Raw genomic sequence first — 19,165 nt, 5'->3', positions numbered from 1 at the left:
CCTCTAGAACTATAAGCTAAAGGCGACACAAATGTCACCTTTAGCACCAACTTCGTATAAAACACAACTACATTTTAAATCTTTTTTTATAACCATGACAATATGGAAGTGAACCCTTTTTCTTGTAGTAGTTTTGATGAGACTCATCTGCTTTGTAAAACTCTTGTTTGTTTAATATCTTTGTTGCTACATCAAAACCATTTGCTTTTAACTGAGCTATAAGTTTGCGTATGGTGTTTTTTTCATCTTCGTTATTTACAAAAACAGCCGATAAATATTGTGAACCTATATCTGGACCTTGTCCATCTACTTGAGTTGGGTCGTGAATCTCAAAAAAGGTTTTTGCAATTTGTTCATATGAAATTTTACTTTTATCATAAACAACTTCAACAGCTTCTAGATGCCCTGTATTTCCTGCTACAACTTCATAATAACCAGGGTTTTTAACATGTCCACCCATAAAACCAGAGTGAACCTCTTTTACACCATCGAGTTTTTCTAAGTAGTACTCTACTCCCCAAAAACATCCACCTGCAAAGTAAGCATAACTCATACTGCTATCTTTTGCATCAGGAGTTTTATCTAGTTTTATAGAGATTGAGTTTACACAGTGTCTAGTGTTTTTAGGAGTTAAACCTTCGCCTTCAAAAACATGTCCAAGATGAGCACCACAAGTTGCACAAACTATCTCAACACGCCTTCCATCAGCATCAGGAATTCTCTTTACCGCACCTTCTATGGCATCATCAAAACTAGGCCAGCCACAGTTTGAGTCAAACTTATCATTTGATTTGTAAAGTGGTGTATCGCAAATCTTACAAGTGTATGTACCACTTGATTTTTCATTTGTATATTTACCGCTAAATGGTCTTTCTGTGCCTTTATGAATCAGCACTCTTTTCTCTTCATCACTAAGTTGCTCTATTCTCTTTTGATAGGGTTCTAAATTCATTGCATTCATGGTTAACATTAGCAGTATGAAATATATAAAAAACTTCATACGCATCTCCTTTTTATTTATTTATCACGCCAAAGGGACAAGTCCCTTTGACTACGCTAATACCCCAAGGGTACTCCGTTGTGCGCGCTTGGTTTCCTTGTGATAGGAGGCCCTCAGCATTAGCACCTCTTGGAATTTTTTTGAGACATTAAGGCCTAGATTCCTAAATGTTTTTATCTAAAGACTATTTTCAGCTCTCATTATAAAAACTTAACATTAAACTCTGATATGAAAAAAAGCTATTGTATATGTTTGAAGATTCTATTTAGTTTCTAATTTTGAAATTTATCAAAACAAAATCTTGAAATGGTATAATCATAAACTTTATTCAAAATAAGTAGGATGACATGAAAAGAAAAAATATTTATAATCCAGATTCGAACGAAAATGTAAACGATAGAAGAGTATTTGGTGGAGATCCAACGGGTATTTTTGAGCTAAACAACATTAAATATCAGTGGGCATATAATCTTTGGGAAGTGATGTTAAACAACACTTGGTTTCCAAAAGAAGTAGATATGACTCGCGATGTAAATGACTATAAAAATCTAACAGAAAGTGAAAAGACAGCTTATGATAAAGCACTCTCGCAACTTATATTTATGGATTCACTTCAAACTAACAATCTTATAGACAATGTTAACCCTTATATTACATCCCCAGAGATAAATCTTATACTTGTCCGCCAATCTTTTGAAGAGGCTCTTCACTCACAATCTTATGCGGTTATGGTTGATAGCATCTCAACTAATTCTGCTGAGATTTATGAACTATGGCGTCGTGATATGATGCTAAAGAGTAAAAATGACGCTATTGCAAAAGTTTATCTTGAACTCGCTGCAAATCCAACTGAACACAACTTTGTAAAAGCGTGTTTTGCTAACCAAATCTTAGAGGGCATCTACTTTTATAGTGGTTTTACATATATCTATACACTAGCGCGCTCAGGCAAGATGCTAGGAAGTGCACAGATGATAAGATTTATCCAAAGAGATGAAGTGACTCACTTAGCTCTTTTTAAAAACCTTATAAATACTCTTAGAAAAGAGAGAGCAGATCTCTTTACTCCTCAGCTAAAAGCAGAAGTTATAGAGATGTTCAAAGAAGCAGTTAAACTAGAGAGTGACTGGGGAAAATACATAACTCAAGGTCAGATTTTAGGACTAACAAACGACATAGTTGAGCAGTATATCCAGTTCTTAGCAGATGATAGACTTGCATCTGTAGGTTTTGATAAACTTTATAATGTAAGTAACCCTATAAAATGGGTAGATGACTTTGCAAAGTTTAATGACCAAAAAACTAACTTTTTTGAGGGAACTGTAACGAACTACTCAAAAGGTAGTCTTAATTTTGATGACGATTTTTAAATACTTCATAGTACATAAAAAGATATAAAGGAAAAAAAATGGCACATATCAATTTACCAGAGTTTGAAGATATGACTCCTGCAATTCAAGATAAAGCTAAGCCTATACTTGAAAAAACAGGACAACTTGGCGAGATATTTAAACTTTTAGCGATTGATGAGAAAGTATATTTTGCAACTGATACAATGATTCAAAAGTATCTTTTAGATGAGACACATTTATCTTATGATATAAAAGAGTCCATAGCACTTCTGATTTCGGTAGAAAATGGCTGTAAGATGTGTGTTGATGTACATAAGGGTATAGCTAGGATGCTAGGACTCTCAGAACAAAGAATAGAAGAGGTTCTTAATGGTGTAGATGCAATTGATACGAGTGATGCCGAAAAAGAACTTTTAAATTTTTGTATTAGAGCTTCTAGAAAAGACAGTTATAAGGTATTAAAAGAAGAGATAGATGTGTTAAAAGACATGGGTTATAGTGATGTACAGATAATCGAAGCCGTGGCAATTACGGGTTACTTTAACTACATAAACACTCTTTCAAATGTTTTTGGGTTGGGTCAATAATGAAGTACTTATTTTTAGCAATTTTTATGTTGTTTGGCACTCTTCATGCGGGTGAGTATAAAGCTGTATTTGATTGTAGTTCAGGAGATGCTAACTACATAAAAACTCGTATGTGGCTCATTGGTAAGACCATGAGCATGATAGAAGAGAGCGGAGACAAAGCGAACTTTGTCATCACTCTTCATGGCTCATGTGTGCCTATGGTTTCAAAAAACTATGACTTTATAGTTGATGAGAGTGATGTAGCAAGCACAAAACAGGCACAAGATTATCTTAGAGAGTTAGCCCAAAAAAGAGGCGTTAAGGTTATTGCATGTGCCATGAGTCTGGCTTCAAATGCTATAGACAAACAAGACGTACTTAAGTTTGTTCACATCACGCCTAACAGCTTTATAGATACGATAGGCTATCAAAATAAGGGCTATGCTCTTATGACGTTTAAGTAAGGCGGAGACTTTTTGAGAATGCTATTTTGAACCACACAAATAACAAGAGTGAGTATAAGCTCTGCTCACTCCTTTTTGATACAGTTACCACTGACTACAAGACTAATCTCCAAACGCTTTTAAGTCTTATAGGCAGTACATCAAAAAACTCTCTTATAGTTGCCCCCGAGGTTTGTCTGACAAGCTATGACTATGATAATTTTGATGTTGCCCTAGACTTTGCAGAGATAGCAACTAAAACACTAAAAAAAGCCTCGCATAAAAAAATAATAATACTTACTATGATGCAAAGGCGTAATGGTGAGATTTTTAATTTTGCTAAGATTTTTCATAATGGTGAAGTAGTCTATGAGAGAGCAAAAGCGAGACTATTTCGTTTTGGTGATGAGCATAAGTATATGAGCGAGGGAAGTGATAAACCCATAGAGATAGTAGAAGTTGATGGTATTAAGATAGGTGTTCTTATATGTTTTGAACTTCGCTTTAAAGAGTTATGGCAAAAACTCGAAGGCGCTGATGTTATAGTAGTTCCTTCTTGGTGGGGGGTTTTAAGAAGTGAACACTTTGAAGTATTAACACAAGCTTTAGCTATTATAAACCAGTGTTTTGTAGTGGCGAGTGATTCTCTAAATGAAGAGTGTACAAAAATGAGCGGAATTATTACGCCTCATGGTAAAGTAGAGAGAAACGGGAATAAGCCTTGCTTAGAGCTAACATATAACAAAAAAGAGATAAGTGTTATGAGAAGATACATGGATGTAGGAATAAAATAACTTGGACAGAATAACAGCAACAAAAACAGCAAGACTAGCAGATGAGTGCCATCAAAAGTTTCCACTAGATGTGAGGGTAAAAGAAGCGATAGCAAAGACTAACAGAGAGAAGTTTGTTCCAGTAGGTTTTAAGCATAACGCTTATAAACTTGATGCACTTCCAATGGGTTCAGCTCAGTGGATAAGCTCGCCGCTAACAGTTGCAAAAATGACACAATATTTAGAGCCACAAGGTGCAGATAGAGTCTTAGAAATAGGCTGTGGAAGTGGTTATCAAGCCGCAGTTTTATCACATCTCTTTCGAGGTGTCTTTACGATAGAACGCATAGAATCTTTGATGCTTGAAGCAAGAGTAAGATTTAGAGAGCTAAAGATAAACAATATTCATACAAGACTAGATGATGGACAAAACGGCTGGACGCAATACGCTCCATTTGACAGGATTCTTTTTTCTGCATCTACAAAAAAAATTCCTCAAAAACTCTTTGACCAGTTAGCTGATGGTGGAATTTTAATAGCTCCGATGGAAGTAGCTAACAAACAAATCATAACAAGTTATAAAAAAAATGGCACATCCATTCAAGCAAAAGAGCTCGAAATATGTGACTTTGTACCTGTGCTTGATGGAGTTCAAAAGTAAGTCTTTAAATGACTAAAAACAAAAATTCTAATCTCTATTGTGCTAAAATAGTTCTATGTTAATGCTTGTTATATTTTTACTATTGATAATCTTGTTATCTCGCATAACCCAAGAGATAACCAAGGTTCCATCAACACTATCAGTCATAGTGTACTCATTTGCAATTTCAATATTTTTTCCTGAACTCTTTGAGATAAGTTCTAAAGAGTTTAATGAAATTTTATACTTAATGTTGCCCATGATTTTACTCCCAGATATTTTAAATATCTCCATCAAAGAGTTAAAAAACCATGCCAAAGAGATATTTTATCTTGCTGTTGTTGCAGTTGTTGTATCTATCGCTATTGCTACATATGTGACTCCCTATATACTCGCCCAATATAGCTTTACAGTAGGGATGTTAATAGCACTCTTTACGATGTTAATGGCTACAGATGCTATAACAGTAGTCTCTATCATGTCAAAGTTTAGACTGCCAGAGAGATTAAAAATATATGCAGAGTCAGAATCACTTTTTAATGATGTTACAGCACTTATCATTTTTTATTTTATTGCCCTACCTCTTATATCAGGAGATGAGCTAAGTCTTTTATCTATAAATCTTACTTTATTTAAAGTCTTAATCTTATCTACCATTATTGGCTTTGGTGTAGCGTATATTGGTTTTTTGTCTATAAAGATTTTAAAAAATCCTTTTGACCAGTTTATTATAATTTATCTCGTTGTTAATATCTCTTTTTTAGTAGCTGAACATTTTCACATAGCTGGGATACTCTCTATAGTAGTATCTGCTTTAACATTTAAGTATCTTGTACAAAAAGAGATAAAAGGTGAAACATTTCGTCGCACCAAAATAGGTGATGTAAAAGATAAAGAGTCAGTTATGGAGCTTATAAAGAGCGTGCCTGCAATAACTAAAAGAGAGTTTAGAGAGTATAAAAAAGAAGCAATATTTATAGGTATATTTGCCAATGCTATTGTCTTTGTAATTATTGCTAATATTATTGAATTAGATATTTTATTTAAATATTATAAAGAGATTTTGATTGTATTTGCACTTACTACAGTTATTCGGTTTATAAGCGTCTCATCTTTGGTTTTGGTAATGAGGCTTCCGTTTAGGTGGGCAAAAACATTAACACTCTCGGGAACTAAAGGTGCTTTGGCGATAATTATGGCACACTCTATCCCAGATAATTTTATATACAAGGATATGTTTGAAGCCATCGTTATAGGTAATGTCTTAATAAGCACATTTTTATATACTTTTTTGTTGATGCTTCATATATATTTTAATAAAAAAGCTTATGCACAAGATATGCAAGTAGATAAGCAAAGTTCTAAGAACAACATAAAGCAATATACAAAAAATGTTATAGAAGCACTTAAAAAAGATGCAAGTACACAAGCCTACAGTAGAGCTTTTATAGAAGACATTATAACAGATGAACTAGCACGAGCTAGTCGTTATAATCTTGATTTATCTCTTTTGATTTTAAAGCTTTCAACAAAAGAAAAAGCTTTAAATCAAGAAGTGCTTAGTGCTGTTGGAAGAGTTATAAAAGAGCAGATACGCACAACTGATTATTTTGGAAAGTTAACAGATGATGAGTACGTTATAGTCACTTTAAATACCTCCCTAGGAGAGGCTGTAACACTTGCAGAAAAGATCTCTAAAGAGTTTGCATCTACAGAGATGATTCACATAGCTCTAGAGTATAACTTTGGTGTAACTCAAGCAGATGAGACTGATACTACAGAAACAATTATAGAAAAACTTAATGAGGCGCTATCTCGCTCTGAACAAAGCGGCATCCATGCAATAGAAATCGAGGTTTAAAAGGCTCTTAACTATTTAAAAGTTAATTATTGTAAAATAACACCAACTTAACTTAGGGTAAAAGACTATGGAAAATATGTACGGCATCAAATACTCAAAACCAGAGGTTGTTTTACTTCAAGAGACTGGCATTGGAGTGGCTGAGACTGCTGCAAGGACTTGTTATGACTCTTTTTCAAATAGTGAAAATGGGGCTGTAAAGTTTATCGAAGATGCTATGCCAGATGCTCTTATGTGCAAAGAGATAAATGATATAGAGGACTCAAGTCTTCTTGATGATTTAGCTTGGACATATTTTCATCATAGCATTTTAGAGCATGCAAATCTTAGTTTTTTAGTTCGTGGGACCTCAAGAGGGGTTTTGCAAGAACACGCTCGTCATCGCATCCAAGCCATAAGTGTTAGAAGCACTCGCTATACTATGAGCTCTATCATCAACGCTTTTGTGGCATCTAGCGGAGATAGAGAGTTTTTTATAGCGAAGATTTTAACTTTTGATATGTTTGTAACTAGTGATGAGAGTTATAATAGACTTGAAATCTCAGCTATGTTTGATAAATTATCATATCAACAAACAAAAGTGTCAAACTTTTTTGAGATAGCCATAGCAAAAAGTTCTTTGGGGTTTTTAGAAGAGTTCAAAGATGACCAAGAAGCTATGTTTAAAGCGTTAGAGAGTGGTAAAAAGAAGCGAAATGTTGGTGATGCTTTTAAACATATCATCACTGACAATGTAAAAGTAGATATGGTAGTGACTTTTAATCTTAGAAGTCTAAAAAACTACTTCACTCTTAGAGATAGCGGTGCAGCTTTTTTTCAGATTCGTTGGTTAGCACAAGAGATGATGAGAGCAACACCTACAAAATATCTAAATCTTATAGTAAAAAAGAAGTAAAAATGCATAAATATTTAATTTTAATGGCACTTATTTTTAGTGGATGCTCAAACATGAAGTTTAATGCAAGCATGTGTGATCAAATAGCAAAAGACCCAAACAGCATTATGCCCCAAGAGTGTAGAAACTACGATGAACAAGAGGCACAAAAAGCCTTTGATAACACAAAACGCAATAAAGTGCAAAGTAAAGAAGATATAGTAGAGTTTAACAAAGAGTAGCCGTGAACCAGATCAAAGCTATCTCTTTAAACTTACTAATACCGCTCTTTATAGCCTCTGTTTTTGCAGTTATTCTCTACAATGCACAAAAGATGCCTGAGATTCTTTTTGATATAGTTGTTTATCTTTTTTATGGGTTTAGTCTCCTAGTTATCTGGGTTTCGTGGCACTTTAATCGTAACAGATTTATATTTGTAATCATTCCCCTTATCTTGATTTATCTAGGATTTGAATACTTTGATGCCAAAAAAGCAACACTTCTGTTTATGTATGCATCTATGCTTTACCCTCTGCATCTAATGTTTTTTTTGATTTTTAAAGAGAGGGGACTATTCTCTTTTTGGGGTATCTTAAAAATTGTTTTTGTTTTGCTAGAGATATCTCTAGTGTTTTATCTGCTCTACTATCCAAAAGAGAGCATAGAGACCTACTTAAGTATAAAACTCTTTACTGCAAACTTTTACCCACTAAAAGACCTTAGTATTGCCATTGGCATCTTTGTTTTGTTTGTAATGCTCGCTTTGGTCTTGTTTGGCAGATATCTGATGTACGCTACTTCTTTTTTTATTCTTCTTTTGACTTTTTATGGGGGACTTTATTTTTTAAAGACTCCAAATGCAACTGAGGTGGCTTTTTTAGCATTTACTACTATAATTTTTGTGCTTTTGATTCGCGAGTCTTATAGACTTGCTTTTTATGATGAGCTTACATCTTTACCAGGTCGTAGGGCTATGATTGAAGATATGGCAAAGCTTGGAAGAAAGTACTCTTTGGCGATGTGCGATATAGATTTTTTCAAAAAGTTTAACGATACTTATGGACACGACACTGGTGATGAAGTTTTAAAGATGGTCGCATCTAAGTTTAGAGAGGTTAGTGGCGGAGGAAAAGCTTACAGATATGGTGGAGAAGAGTTTGTGATACTTTTTCCATCAAAGGAGACAAGTGAGTCTCTTGTTCATGTGGATAATTTAAGACAGCAGATAGCAACTACTCCTTTTAGTGTGAGAAATAGAAAGAGTGTCAAAAAGATATATATAAATATTTCAGCTGGAGTTACTCAAAACTCACAAAAAGACAAAGACCCTTTTGCGGTTATGAAAAGAGCAGATAATGCGCTCTATAAGGCTAAAAAAGCGGGAAGAAACCAAGTTATTAAAGGTTAAAAGATATTTGGGCTATAATTGCAATATTAATTTAAAAAGGCAAGAAAATGAGTATAGAAGAAGAGTTACAAAAAAGAAGCGGCGGAGTTTGTGAGTTGTGTGGAAGTAGCGAGGGCTTGAGCGTTTTAGAAATCGCACCATCAGATGCCAGTGCAAACACAGCTATCTATGTTTGTAGCAAATGTGCACCACAAATCCAAGATACAAATCTTTTAGATGAGACACACTTAAACTGTTTAAACGATAGCATGTGGAGTGAGATACCAGTAGTTCAAGCGGTCTCTTATAGACTCCTAACTGCACTAGGTCGCCAAGACTTAATAGATATGATCTATATGGACGATGCGTTAAAAGCTTATGCTGATGCAGGTTTGACAGATGTTAGTTTGGCGGATGATGTACCTGTGCATAAAGATGCAAATGGTGTAGTTTTACAAACTGGAGATACTGTTGTAATCACAAAAGATTTAGATGTAAAAGGTACTACTTTTACTGCAAAAAGAGGAACAGCAGTTAGAAACATAGCACTTGTTCACAACAATAGCGAGCTTATAGAGGGTCGTGTAAATGGTGTAAAGATTCAAATACTAACAAAATTTTTGAAAAAATCTTAATGCAAGCCAACGAGCGATTTTATAAGATAGATAAGGATTTTAGAAATCCTTACGCAAGAGATAGAGATAGAATCATCCACTCTGGGAGTTTTAGAAAGTTAGAGTATAAGACTCAAGTCTTTTTAAACCAAGAGGGAGATTTTTTTCGCACACGCCTAACTCACTCCATAGAAGTCTCGCAAATCGCTCGCTCTATTACTTCACATTTTGGGCTAAACGAGTCTTTAGCAGAAGCCATTGCTCTAGCTCATGACTTAGGGCATACTCCTTTTGGACACATCGGGGGTGATACTTTGGATGAGTGTTTGAGAAAAGATGGCTTTAAAAATGGGTTTGAACATAACTTTCAAAGTTTTAGAGTAGTCTCATCTTTAGAGAAACGCTATAAAGGCTTTGATGGGTTAAATCTTACTTTTGCAACCTTAGAGGGAATCTTAAAACACTCATATCCTTATAAAAAAAACTTTTTGCCAGAGTGGATTGATGAGAAGTTTAACCTAGAAACTCATCCCTCTATAGAGGCTATGATAGTTGACCGTGCCGATGAGATTGCCTATATGAGCCATGATATAGATGATGGGATTAACTCCGGGCTTATAGATTTTGATGACTTAAGAGAGAGTAAGCTTATAGTAGAGATACTTCAAAAAGTGAAATCTGAGGGAATCTTAGAAGATGAGGATGAGATGTTTCGTTATCGTTTTAGCTCGCATCTTATAAACCATCTGATCTACTCTTTATTAGAGTATTCAAAAGGTAAGATAAAGAGTAGTGAAGTAATGAGTGCAACTATTAGCTCAAAAGATGAGATTCCAGTAGGTTTTGCTCCAGAGTTAGAGACAAAGATAAAAAAACTCAAAAAACTTCTCTTTAACAAACTCTATCAACATCAAGATATTGTTATAAAGATGTTTGCAGGCAAACAAGCCATCAGGGGACTCTATGGGGCTCTAATGCAAGAAGAGAAGATGTTACCAAAGTTTTTTTATGAGTTACTAGATAAAAAACAAAAACATAGGGTTGTGGCTGATTATATCGCACATATGAGTGACAGACGCGCTCTTAGTCTATATAATGAGATGTATGGAAAACTATAAGTAGAAGCGTAAAAAATAAATATTTGATAGGATTTTTTAAATAATTTTTCTAGCATACTATCTCTTTTGTATATTTGATTAAGCAATGTTGTATCATAAATGTTTAATCAAAGATACATTTATTTAGATAAATAGTATAAAGATAGGCATATGAAGTTATTTAGCAAATTTTTTGATGAGTGGTTATAGATGGGATAGAAGCAGAATTTTGGAGTGCTTGAAGAAGATAAGTAAAGCCCCGAAGGGCTTTAGCTTGCTAGAGGCGTGATTCGTAGCGTCTCATCATATAAAGACGCTTAAGCATTTTCTTACGAGATGCAATTTTGAACTTCTTACGCTTTTCTGTTTCAGTTTCATGGAAACGGCGAGCACGAGCTTCTGTAACGATTAAGTTACGGTCAGTCTGCTTCTTGAAACGGCGGTAAGCTGCATCAAAGTTATCATCACTGCGTAGTACGATACCTGGCATATCACATCACCTACTTTCTTTTAAATTTTCGAGATTTGGAGTATACCATAATCTTTATCTAAACTAGATTTTTAAGACATAAAAATCACTAAAAACTGTATTTTGAGTAATTTATTGAACTTTTTAGCCCTTTCTTGATATAAGTCAATGCCTGTTATCTCTAAATAGGATAAACTTTGTCTGATTTAAAAATACTAGAGCGTAATGCGCTCTTAACAAAGGATACAAAATGAAAAAGTTCATTTTACTTATAGCGTTAACATTAGGTGCTCTTCAAGCAGACAACATAGTACACTACGATACAGTAGATACTAAAGAGCCAATAAGTAAACCTAACCACCCAAGTACAGATATTTACTAATCTGATCTTATTCTTCCTCCAGTTAAACAGATTCTTTTGAATCTGTTTAATATAAAACTCTTCTCAAACAATAAAAATAACTTCAAAGTATAAAATATATAAATAAATAATATGATAAAATTTTGCATATAAATCGTATAATAAACTACAGGAAATCAAAATGAGCGATAAAGCTTGTGATAACAAAAAATGTATAGATAGTTCAAAATGTGCTCGTCATGAGGCGTGGTTAAAGGGTTCTAAAAATTTTAAAACCTTTAAAGGTACAGAAAAAAAAGGCTGTGGAAAATTTATACCAAAAAAGTAAACTTATACTTGATATAATCTCTTTATGATTACACAAGACTCCATAGATACACTAAAATCCAGACTTGATATTGTTGATGTGGTTGGTTCATATATTGAGCTAAAAAAAGCAGGTGCAAATTTCAAAGCACCTTGCCCTTTTCATGATGAAAATTCTCCCTCTTTTGTTGTAAGCCCAGCAAAGGGGATATATCACTGTTTTGGATGTGGAGCTGGTGGCGATAGCATCAAGTTTGTTATGGAGTATGAAAAACTAAACTACCCAGAAGCATTAGAAAAACTAGCAGATAGTTATAACTTCACACTAACACACACAGATAACAAACATAACAAACCTCGCTCACAAGTTATGGATAAACTAAATGAGTGGTACCAAAATCTTCTAACTACAAAGCAAGAAGCACTAGAGTATATAAAAGAGCGAGGCATCTATGAGAGTAGTATCGAGAAGTTTGGCATAGGCTATGCACCTGATTCTAACTCTACACTAAACTACATAAACTCACAAGGATTTTTACTTAGTGAGGCTATAGATATGGGGGTTGTGGGTTATGATGGTGGTAGAAGTTTTGCTAGGTTTATAGAGAGAATAACCTTTCCAATCCACTCTGCAAATGGCTCTATCGTAGGTTTTGGTGGAAGAACCATAACTGGGCATCAAGCAAAGTATGTAAACTCTCCAGAGACAGCCTACTACAACAAGTCTCGTCTGCTCTATGCTTATCATCACGCCAAACAAACACTATATAAAACAAAAGAGATAATTATAACAGAGGGTTACCTAGATGTTATAATGCTCCATCAAGCTGGATTTACAAATGCAGTTGCAACTCTTGGAACTGCACTAACTCCACAACATCTACCACTTTTAAGAAAGGGTGAACCAAGAGTTGTGATGGCTTACGATGGAGACAGTGCAGGTCGAGCCGCTGCACTAAAGGCATCAAAGCTTCTTAGTGTTGGTGGTTTTAGAGGCGGAGTTATTATTTTTAGTGATGGAGAGGACCCTGCGGATATGGTGCAAAAAGGTGCCATAGATGAGTTAGCTACTATGATAAGAAAGCCAAAGCCTTTTATAGAGTTTGTTCTAGAAGAGTTGTTATCGCTTTATGATTTAAGAGATCCAAAAGCTAAGGAGGAGTGTATGCAAGAGGGAGTGGCTTACTTAAAAACACTCTCACCAATCCTCCAAGAGGAGTATAAAACTTTTCTTGCATCAAGACTAGGCGGTTTGGGTGTTAGCCCATCTCTGCTTAAGTTCTCACAAGATACGAATCAAAACAACTCCCCCCTTATGCAAAAAAACACTCATAAAGATATGTGGGAACTAACACTTATCAAAACCATTTTAGAGCATCCAGAGTTTATAGATCAAATCCTAGATGTGCTTGATGCTTCACTTTTGCAGTTTCACTCAAGAGAGTTTGTCTTAGCACTTCAAGGAAGAGTTGATGAACCAGCTTTGATGGCGATAATAGTTGATGACAAGATACAAGCTCTAAAAGATGAAGATGCCCTAAAAAATGAACTTATAGCTTTCTTAAGTAAGTATTATGAAAGAGAATTAAGAACTATAAACAATCAAAGCTCAATACCTTTTGAGAAAAAAGCTTTTAATATTCGCAAAATCCGTGATAAAATTGCAAAGCTCAAAAAAGGCGAATTAGTCGCTTTTAAATCATAAAAAGTTATTATAATGGTAAAATTATAAAAAGCAAAAGGTAGCAAATGAAAGCAATAGCACTCTTTAGCGGTGGACTTGACTCAACACTAGCGATGAAACTTATCTTAGACCAAGGGATAGAAGTTTTAGCTCTAAATATCTCTACAGGTTTTGGAAGTACAAAAGATAGACAAGAGCATATGCAAAGTATGTGTGATCAAGTTGGTGCTGAACTTATGGTTATAGATATACAGAGTGAATTTTTGCAAGATGTGCTCTTTGATCCAAAACATGGTTATGGAAAAAACTTCAACCCTTGCATCGACTGCCATGCAAAGATGTTTGCAGTTGCAAAAAGAATCATGGAAGTTGAGGGTGCTAGCTTTTTGATAAGCGGAGAAGTTTTAGGTCAACGTCCAATGAGCCAAAACAGAGATGCTCTTCAAACTGTTTTAAATGAGAGTAACTGTGATGGACTTCTTTTGCGTCCAATGTCTGCAAAATTATTAGAACCAACTATTGCTGAGAAGAGTGGTTGGGTAGATAGAGAAAGGCTTGAGTCCATCAGTGGGAGAAGTCGTGATAGACAACTCCAACTTGCAAGTGAGATAGGGCTTGCTGACTTTGAAAGCCCGGGTGGAGGTTGTTTACTTACAGATGAGAACTTTGGAAAGAAGATGCGAGACTTTATAAAGTATGATAAGTTTGAGGTAAAAGATATCCCAGTAATGAAGTTTGGAAGACACCTTCGCTTACCAGATGGTGCGAAGCTTGTTGTGGGAAGAAACAAAGAAGAAAATGCTTACTTACAAGAGATAGATAACGATAAATTTTATCACATAAGAACTCTTGGGATTCCCGGACCTCACTCACTACTGAGTAAAAATGCAAGTGATAGTGATAAGGAGTTAGCTGCAAAAGTAATCTTGACATATACTAAGGCGGATGAAGGGGCTACTTATAGACTCCTTTTTGATAAAGAAGAGTTGAAAAGCTCGCCATACAGCTCAAGACAAGATATAGAAGCTTTTACAATTTTGTAGATTTGGCTATACTATAAAGAAATTAAAATATATAAGAAGTTTTGAGTCTATTTAGGAGTTTATTATGGCTGGTATTCACTTTCAATTTGCAGACTTTAAACAACTGCTTCGCTTAAATATCGGTATAGCCGACAGGTTAGATGAAAACAGGGCAGAGAGTTTTACTATACTCTATTGTGACTTTTCTAAAGTTCAAAAAGTTAATATTTCAGACACACTATCAAATACACTTAGAACATCTGATACTATAGCAAACTATAAAAAAGACTACTTTTTTGTTCTTCCATATACAGATAAATATGGTGCAGAGATAGTGAAAAAACAACTAGATGAAAAATATGGAGTTTTTTTAAACTCTTTTTTGATTAGCTATCCTGTTGATGGAGAAAATGCTGATGAACTTGTGGCGGTTTTGCAAAATAGTGTTAAACACTTTTGTAAAAAAAATATAGACTACTTAGACATACTTGAGTAATCAAACTTATAGATCTTGGAGTTTTTGTAAAATTCTATAGCCTCTGATATTTTTTGCTCTTTATAAATCTTCTTATCACAAACCAATCTACACTTTATCTTAGGGTTTTTTGCAGCTTCCTGCGTCTCTATACTCTGCTTCTTCTCAAAAGCCAAAAAATTAAATTGCCTATTTTTAGGAGTATCAAATGGGCTTTGTGAGAAAAGAAGAGCTGGCATGATTAAAAAAAGTATATTTTTCATAAACCTAACATCGACAAAACCATATATCTTTTAAATCAATATATCTATTTGGAATAATTAATGCTAGATAACTAAAAATTGCCAAGGAGTAAAAGATGATTGTTGTAAGTGCAAAAAGTGATGCTAAGGCGTCATCTCCTCTTGGAGCTCCAGATAAAGAGTCTAATCTATCTTTTTCACAGCTCTTAAAAGGTGTTGTAACAAAAGATAAACCAGCAAATGGTGCAATTGTTCTCTCGCTAGAAGACGAAAAAGCATCAAATACTATTTCAAAAACAAGCTCTAAAAAAGAGTCACTTCTCTCGCTTTTAAAAGGTGAAAAAGCTAAAGATAATGAAAAGCCGATAAAGCTTGCAGGTGAGCAAAAAGATGCCCTAGAGTTAAATCCAAAACTCACTCAAGGCATGAGTGCTAAAGAGTTAAAAAGCTTAATCTCGGATGCGAAAGAGTACTTAAAGTCTAAAATCTTACAAAGTGATGAATATAAAAAGTCACAAACAAAAGAGTTACCAAAGACACTAAGGGGTTTAGCCACTATGGCAAAAAACTTTGGTATTGATGTCTCTAAGTTAAGTTTAGAAGAAGTAAGAGCTAAACCAATTGCAAAAGATGCTAAGAGTGATGGCTTACTTAAAACAAAGACTCCGCTAAACAAGGCAACAGCACAAAACACTTCTGCTTCGAGCGGTGAGCAAAAGGTCCAAGAGCAAAATGCAGTAGAAGATAAAAAACTAAATATAAAGCCTACTAACGACATAGCAAAAAAAACACCCCTGTTTAAATCTCTTGAAGCAAAGGAGCTTACTACGGAGCAAATAGTAGTGGCTAAACAATTTAAAATAGAGCAAAAAACACCAAAAGAAAAAGCAGATGAGACACTAAAGTTATTATTACGAGGTGAAAAATCTAAAGACTCTGCAAAATTAACAGCAGATTTTTCTGTAGCTACGGCTAGAGTTCTTGCTCCAACAGCAACGACAGATGTAACTAAAAACTTAGAGAAGCTTTTGCATGGCGAATCATCAGCTAACGATGGACAAACTAACTCAAAACTAGATGGATTATCGCTAAAGTCTGATAGTTTAGAAGTAAAACTAAACGAAGCAAAGCAGATGATAAAGTACCTATCTCAAGATGTAAAGACGGCTATAGAGGACTATAAGTCTCCATTTACAAGAGTAAAGCTTCAACTAAATCCGCAAAAACTTGGAGAAGTTGACTTGACGATAATCCAAAGAGGTAAAAATCTACATGTAAATATCAGCTCAAACAATACTGCAATCAACACACTCTCAATGAATGCAAATGAGTTAAGAGCACAGTTAAACAATAATGGAATAAATAATGCTTCATTAAACTTTAATAACTCTTCTGGAGGCGAACAACAAGCTGCAAACCAGCAACAAAATCGCCAAAATGAAAAAAGAGCTAATGAAGAGTATGCTTATTTTGAAAACGAAGATAAGAATGAAGAGATTTTAAGCTCTTTAGAGATTATAGTTCCAAACTACGCATAAGTAAGGGACTTGTTCCTTTTATGGACAAATAAACTCTGCCTTTTGTAAAAAGGCTAGCTTCAGTGGCCACAGCGGCCTAAGCGAAGTAAAAGGGACTTGTTCCTTTTACGGACAAATAAACTCTGCCTTTTGTAAAAAGGCTAGCTTCAGTGGCCACAGCGGCCTAAGCGAAGTAAAAGGGACTTGTTCCTTTTACGGACAAATAAACTCTGCCTTTTGTAAAAAGGCTAGCTTCAGTGGCCACAGCGGCCTAAGCGAAGTAAAAGGGACTTGTTCCTTTTACGGACAAATAAACTCTGCCTTTTGTAAAAAGGCTAGCTTCAGTGGCCACAGCGGCCTAAGCGAAGTAAAAGGGACTTGTTCCTTTTACGGACAAATAAGATGAAGGCCCCCCTTCATTTTATGAAATAAAATTAAGGAGTATATTATGGCTATCAATTCAGTAGGTGAAAACCTGGCAACTCATGGCAGAGTAGATACAACAGAGGCAGTAAAAGATAAAACTGTCTTAGGCAAAGATGACTTTATGAAGCTTCTCTTGGTGGAGCTTCAACATCAAGATCCAACAGAGCCTATGGATAGTGAGAAGATTTTATCTCAAACTTCTCAACTAGCTACTCTTGAGGCATCTGAGAACACTAATAAAGCACTCTCAGACCTAGCTCTTTCTATGGCTGCATCACAAGATTTCTCAACGATTGCAGCTATTGGTAAAACAGCTGACTTAGGAAGCAATGCTATACAACACGATAAAGGCTCAGAGAGCTCTTTTGAAGTCTATTTTCCACAAGATATAAAAGATGGAACCTTAGAGATCTTAGATAGCGAAGGTAACGTTGTTAGTACAATAGGTATTGATATGGAAGATGAAAATGGAAACACTTTAGATAAAAAAGAAGCAGGTGTATATCAATTTGACTGGGATGGAGTACTTAGTGATGGCAGTAGTGCAGATAGTGGTATCTACTATGTAACTGCTAGCTATAAAAATGAAGCAGGAGAGACACAAGCTACAAGACTTGGGACTTATCCTATAGAAGCAGTTAGATTTGAGGAAGGAAAAGCACTTGTAAAAGTAGGTTCAAACTATGTCTCACTTGACAGCATTAAAGAGGTTTATTAAATATCATGATGACTCAAGCTTTTTATACAGGTATATCTGGTTTAAAAACTAACCAAACTGCCATAGATATAGTATCTGACAATATTGCAAATATCTCAACTATAGGTTTTCGTGGCTATAGACCAGAGTTCTCTTCTATCTTTGAAGAGACACTGAACTCTACATCTGCGAAACCGACTAATGACACTACAGGCTATGGTGTAACTTTAGGTACATCTGCCATGGATAAGACACAAGGGAGCATCTTGCTCTCAGATAGATCTACAGACTTAGCCATAGTTGGAAATGGATGGTTTGGTATATCTGGAAGTGATGAGACTATGTATACAAGAGCTGGAGATTTTACTTTTGATGTAGACAATGACCTTGTTACAAAAGATGGGCACTATGTTTTAGGAACTATGGGAAAAAACATAGGTGCTAACAATGAACTAACAGATATTTTAGGGGAAGTAAAACTAGGAGATATTGGTTCTCAAGAGAAGTTGCGTTTTCCAAAAACCCTTACATATCCGCCAGAGCCGACCACTGAGGCAAAATTTATCGGAAACATAGGAACTGATGATGCAGTTCAAACCATAGGTGCAGGTGTAGTTGATCCACAAAACAATAAAAACCACCTACAACTATCTTTTTCAAAAATAGAACCACAAGTTTTACCTGGCAGTCAGTGGGAAGTAGTAGCTACTACGCAATCACTTGATGGCGAAACTATTTATGATACGCAAACAGGAAGTGCTGAATTTGATGCGAGTGGCGGACTTATCTCAACTACCTTAACTACTATAGACAACAACGGTGCAGAAGTAGCCATAGATATGGGAAGTGGTTTTGATGGTGTTGTAGCTATTAGCAATATTCCACCAAGCGCATCTAGTGTCTCTGATGGAACAATAGGCGGAGATCTAAAAGGTTATAGTATCAATAAAAATGCTGAAGTTATTGCTACTTTTACAAATGGTATGCAAAGTAGTGTAGGCAAAATCGCAGTCTATCACTTTGCGAATGAACAAGGACTTCAAAGAGCTGGTGGGGCAAACTTTACAAAGAGCGACAATAGCGGAGAGGCACTTTTTTATACAGATGCAGATGGAGAAAATATTATAGGTACAGATGTTGTAAACTTTAACTTAGAGAATTCAAATGTTAGGATGGATGCAGCGCTTACAGATCTTATTATACTTCAAAGATCATACGACGCAAACTCTAAGTCTATAACTACAGCAGATCAGATGATGCAAAAAGCTCTGCAAATGGATGCATAAAATATCTAAAGAGTTGGAACACTAAATGCTACTTATTTTTAAGTGCAAAAAACAAAATATCTAAAGGGAT

General features: G+C 35.1%; 22 protein-coding genes. 19 read left to right on the top strand and 3 right to left on the bottom strand.

Features of this window, described 5'->3' with window-relative positions; genetic code table 11:
- Positions 1-67 precede the first annotated feature (67 nt).
- Positions 68-925 (bottom strand): bifunctional methionine sulfoxide reductase B/A protein, encoded by an 858-nt coding sequence (locus tag M947_RS14585; protein ID WP_040765883.1) that lies wholly within the window; start codon positions 923-925, stop codon positions 68-70.
- 422 nt (positions 926-1,347) lie between these two features.
- On the opposite strand from M947_RS14585, the gene M947_RS14580 reads away from it, so the two are divergent.
- The 11 genes from M947_RS14580 (at position 1,348) to M947_RS14530 (ending at position 10,631) form a co-directional block, all read left to right on the top strand.
- Positions 1,348-2,370, top strand: coding sequence for a ribonucleotide-diphosphate reductase subunit beta (locus tag M947_RS14580; protein ID WP_021286787.1), 1,023 nt, complete (start codon positions 1,348-1,350; stop codon positions 2,368-2,370).
- Between the two features lie 38 nt (positions 2,371-2,408).
- Positions 2,409-2,939, top strand: coding sequence for a carboxymuconolactone decarboxylase family protein (locus M947_RS14575; RefSeq protein ID WP_021286786.1), 531 nt, complete (start codon positions 2,409-2,411; stop codon positions 2,937-2,939).
- A complete protein-coding gene (locus M947_RS14570; protein WP_021286785.1) occupies positions 2,939-3,385 on the top strand; it encodes a DsrE family protein in 447 nt (148 codons plus the stop codon). The genes M947_RS14575 and M947_RS14570 overlap by 1 nt, the downstream gene beginning before the upstream one ends.
- Positions 3,386-3,411: 26 nt before the next feature.
- A complete protein-coding gene (locus tag M947_RS14565; RefSeq protein ID WP_021286784.1) occupies positions 3,412-4,158 on the top strand; it encodes a carbon-nitrogen hydrolase family protein in 747 nt (248 codons plus the stop codon).
- A 1-nt stretch (position 4,159) separates the two neighbouring features.
- The gene (locus M947_RS14560; protein WP_021286783.1) at positions 4,160-4,798 is read left to right on the top strand and encodes a protein-L-isoaspartate(D-aspartate) O-methyltransferase; all 639 of its coding nucleotides are present in this window, start codon (positions 4,160-4,162) and stop codon (positions 4,796-4,798) included.
- Between the two features lie 55 nt (positions 4,799-4,853).
- A complete protein-coding gene (locus tag M947_RS14555; protein WP_031347832.1) occupies positions 4,854-6,638 on the top strand; it encodes a cation:proton antiporter domain-containing protein in 1,785 nt (594 codons plus the stop codon).
- A gap of 67 nt (positions 6,639-6,705) precedes the next feature.
- Entirely contained in the window at positions 6,706-7,533 is an 828-nt protein-coding gene (locus M947_RS14550) for an FAD-dependent thymidylate synthase (RefSeq protein WP_021286780.1), read from the top strand.
- A gap of 2 nt (positions 7,534-7,535) precedes the next feature.
- Entirely contained in the window at positions 7,536-7,754 is a 219-nt protein-coding gene (locus tag M947_RS14545) for a hypothetical protein (protein ID WP_021286779.1), read from the top strand.
- Positions 7,755-7,756: 2 nt separating this feature from the next.
- Entirely contained in the window at positions 7,757-8,920 is a 1,164-nt protein-coding gene (locus M947_RS14540) for a GGDEF domain-containing protein (RefSeq protein ID WP_021286778.1), read from the top strand.
- Positions 8,921-8,967: 47 nt separating this feature from the next.
- Entirely contained in the window at positions 8,968-9,534 is a 567-nt protein-coding gene (locus tag M947_RS14535) for a PhnA domain-containing protein (protein WP_021286777.1), read from the top strand.
- Positions 9,534-10,631: a deoxyguanosinetriphosphate triphosphohydrolase family protein gene (locus M947_RS14530; RefSeq protein WP_021286776.1), complete on the top strand. Its 1,098-nt coding sequence runs from the start codon at positions 9,534-9,536 to the stop codon at positions 10,629-10,631. The genes M947_RS14535 and M947_RS14530 overlap by 1 nt, the downstream gene beginning before the upstream one ends.
- Positions 10,632-10,887: 256 nt before the next feature.
- Here M947_RS14530 and rpsU read toward each other — a convergent pair whose 3' ends face one another.
- Positions 10,888-11,100 (bottom strand): 30S ribosomal protein S21, encoded by a 213-nt coding sequence (gene rpsU, locus M947_RS14525; RefSeq protein WP_021286775.1) that lies wholly within the window; start codon positions 11,098-11,100, stop codon positions 10,888-10,890.
- A 229-nt stretch (positions 11,101-11,329) separates the two neighbouring features.
- On the opposite strand from rpsU, the gene M947_RS23750 reads away from it, so the two are divergent.
- The 5 genes from M947_RS23750 (at position 11,330) to M947_RS14510 (ending at position 14,948) form a co-directional block, all read left to right on the top strand.
- On the top strand, positions 11,330-11,461 hold the full coding sequence (locus tag M947_RS23750; protein WP_021286774.1) for a hypothetical protein: 132 nt from the start codon (positions 11,330-11,332) through the stop codon (positions 11,459-11,461).
- A gap of 160 nt (positions 11,462-11,621) precedes the next feature.
- Positions 11,622-11,768 carry a hypothetical protein gene (locus tag M947_RS23475; RefSeq protein ID WP_021286773.1) on the top strand — a complete coding sequence of 49 codons (147 nt, stop codon included), beginning with the start codon at positions 11,622-11,624 and terminating at the stop codon, positions 11,766-11,768.
- 24 nt (positions 11,769-11,792) lie between these two features.
- Positions 11,793-13,451 carry a DNA primase gene (gene dnaG / locus M947_RS14520; RefSeq protein WP_021286772.1) on the top strand — a complete coding sequence of 553 codons (1,659 nt, stop codon included), beginning with the start codon at positions 11,793-11,795 and terminating at the stop codon, positions 13,449-13,451.
- A gap of 44 nt (positions 13,452-13,495) precedes the next feature.
- Entirely contained in the window at positions 13,496-14,473 is a 978-nt protein-coding gene (locus M947_RS14515; protein ID WP_021286771.1) for an argininosuccinate synthase domain-containing protein, read from the top strand.
- A gap of 64 nt (positions 14,474-14,537) precedes the next feature.
- A complete protein-coding gene (locus M947_RS14510; protein ID WP_021286770.1) occupies positions 14,538-14,948 on the top strand; it encodes a hypothetical protein in 411 nt (136 codons plus the stop codon).
- Here the strand turns inward: M947_RS14510 and M947_RS14505 are convergent.
- The gene (locus tag M947_RS14505) at positions 14,927-15,190 is read right to left on the bottom strand and encodes a hypothetical protein (protein ID WP_021286769.1); all 264 of its coding nucleotides are present in this window, start codon (positions 15,188-15,190) and stop codon (positions 14,927-14,929) included. The two genes, M947_RS14510 and M947_RS14505, sit on opposite strands and share 22 nt — an antisense overlap.
- Positions 15,191-15,285: 95 nt before the next feature.
- Here M947_RS14505 and fliK point away from each other — a divergent pair, with 95 nt between their 5' ends.
- From fliK to M947_RS14490, 3 genes are all read left to right on the top strand, one after another.
- On the top strand, positions 15,286-16,707 hold the full coding sequence (gene fliK, locus M947_RS14500) for a flagellar hook-length control protein FliK (protein WP_021286768.1): 1,422 nt from the start codon (positions 15,286-15,288) through the stop codon (positions 16,705-16,707).
- A gap of 427 nt (positions 16,708-17,134) precedes the next feature.
- Positions 17,135-17,830 (top strand): flagellar hook capping FlgD N-terminal domain-containing protein, encoded by a 696-nt coding sequence (locus M947_RS14495; protein WP_021286767.1) that lies wholly within the window; start codon positions 17,135-17,137, stop codon positions 17,828-17,830.
- Between the two features lie 5 nt (positions 17,831-17,835).
- Positions 17,836-19,095 (top strand): flagellar hook protein FlgE, encoded by a 1,260-nt coding sequence (locus M947_RS14490; protein WP_021286766.1) that lies wholly within the window; start codon positions 17,836-17,838, stop codon positions 19,093-19,095.
- Positions 19,096-19,165 lie beyond the last annotated feature (70 nt).

Source organism: Sulfurimonas hongkongensis (assembly GCF_000445475.1).
GTDB lineage: Bacteria > Campylobacterota > Campylobacteria > Campylobacterales > Sulfurimonadaceae > Sulfurimonas > Sulfurimonas hongkongensis.
The sequence above is the reverse complement of the archived record's forward strand: the minus strand, read 5'-3'. Positions and strand labels throughout refer to the sequence as shown.

Excerpts from the sequence above, each read along its gene's own strand:
- M947_RS14495 (WP_021286767.1), top strand. The coding sequence starts at position 17,135 with ATGGCTATCAATTCAGTAGGTGAAAACCTGGCAACTCATGGCAGAGTA.
- M947_RS14570 (WP_021286785.1), top strand. The coding sequence starts at position 2,939 with ATGAAGTACTTATTTTTAGCAATTTTTATGTTGTTTGGCACTCTTCAT.
- M947_RS14575 (WP_021286786.1), top strand. The coding sequence starts at position 2,409 with ATGGCACATATCAATTTACCAGAGTTTGAAGATATGACTCCTGCAATT.
- M947_RS14580 (WP_021286787.1), top strand. The coding sequence starts at position 1,348 with ATGAAAAGAAAAAATATTTATAATCCAGATTCGAACGAAAATGTAAAC.
- M947_RS23475 (WP_021286773.1), top strand. The coding sequence starts at position 11,622 with ATGAGCGATAAAGCTTGTGATAACAAAAAATGTATAGATAGTTCAAAA.
- M947_RS23750 (WP_021286774.1), top strand. The coding sequence starts at position 11,330 with ATGAAAAAGTTCATTTTACTTATAGCGTTAACATTAGGTGCTCTTCAA.
- M947_RS14515 (WP_021286771.1), top strand. The coding sequence starts at position 13,496 with ATGAAAGCAATAGCACTCTTTAGCGGTGGACTTGACTCAACACTAGCG.
- M947_RS14550 (WP_021286780.1), top strand. The coding sequence starts at position 6,706 with ATGGAAAATATGTACGGCATCAAATACTCAAAACCAGAGGTTGTTTTA.
- M947_RS14535 (WP_021286777.1), top strand. The coding sequence starts at position 8,968 with ATGAGTATAGAAGAAGAGTTACAAAAAAGAAGCGGCGGAGTTTGTGAG.
- M947_RS14530 (WP_021286776.1), top strand. The coding sequence starts at position 9,534 with ATGCAAGCCAACGAGCGATTTTATAAGATAGATAAGGATTTTAGAAAT.
- M947_RS14510 (WP_021286770.1), top strand. The coding sequence starts at position 14,538 with ATGGCTGGTATTCACTTTCAATTTGCAGACTTTAAACAACTGCTTCGC.
- M947_RS14490 (WP_021286766.1), top strand. The coding sequence starts at position 17,836 with ATGATGACTCAAGCTTTTTATACAGGTATATCTGGTTTAAAAACTAAC.
- M947_RS14555 (WP_031347832.1), top strand. The coding sequence starts at position 4,854 with ATGTTAATGCTTGTTATATTTTTACTATTGATAATCTTGTTATCTCGC.
- M947_RS14505 (WP_021286769.1), bottom strand. The coding sequence starts at position 15,190 with ATGAAAAATATACTTTTTTTAATCATGCCAGCTCTTCTTTTCTCACAA.
- M947_RS14545 (WP_021286779.1), top strand. The coding sequence starts at position 7,536 with ATGCATAAATATTTAATTTTAATGGCACTTATTTTTAGTGGATGCTCA.
- rpsU (WP_021286775.1), bottom strand. The coding sequence starts at position 11,100 with ATGCCAGGTATCGTACTACGCAGTGATGATAACTTTGATGCAGCTTAC.
- dnaG (WP_021286772.1), top strand. The coding sequence starts at position 11,793 with ATGATTACACAAGACTCCATAGATACACTAAAATCCAGACTTGATATT.
- fliK (WP_021286768.1), top strand. The coding sequence starts at position 15,286 with ATGATTGTTGTAAGTGCAAAAAGTGATGCTAAGGCGTCATCTCCTCTT.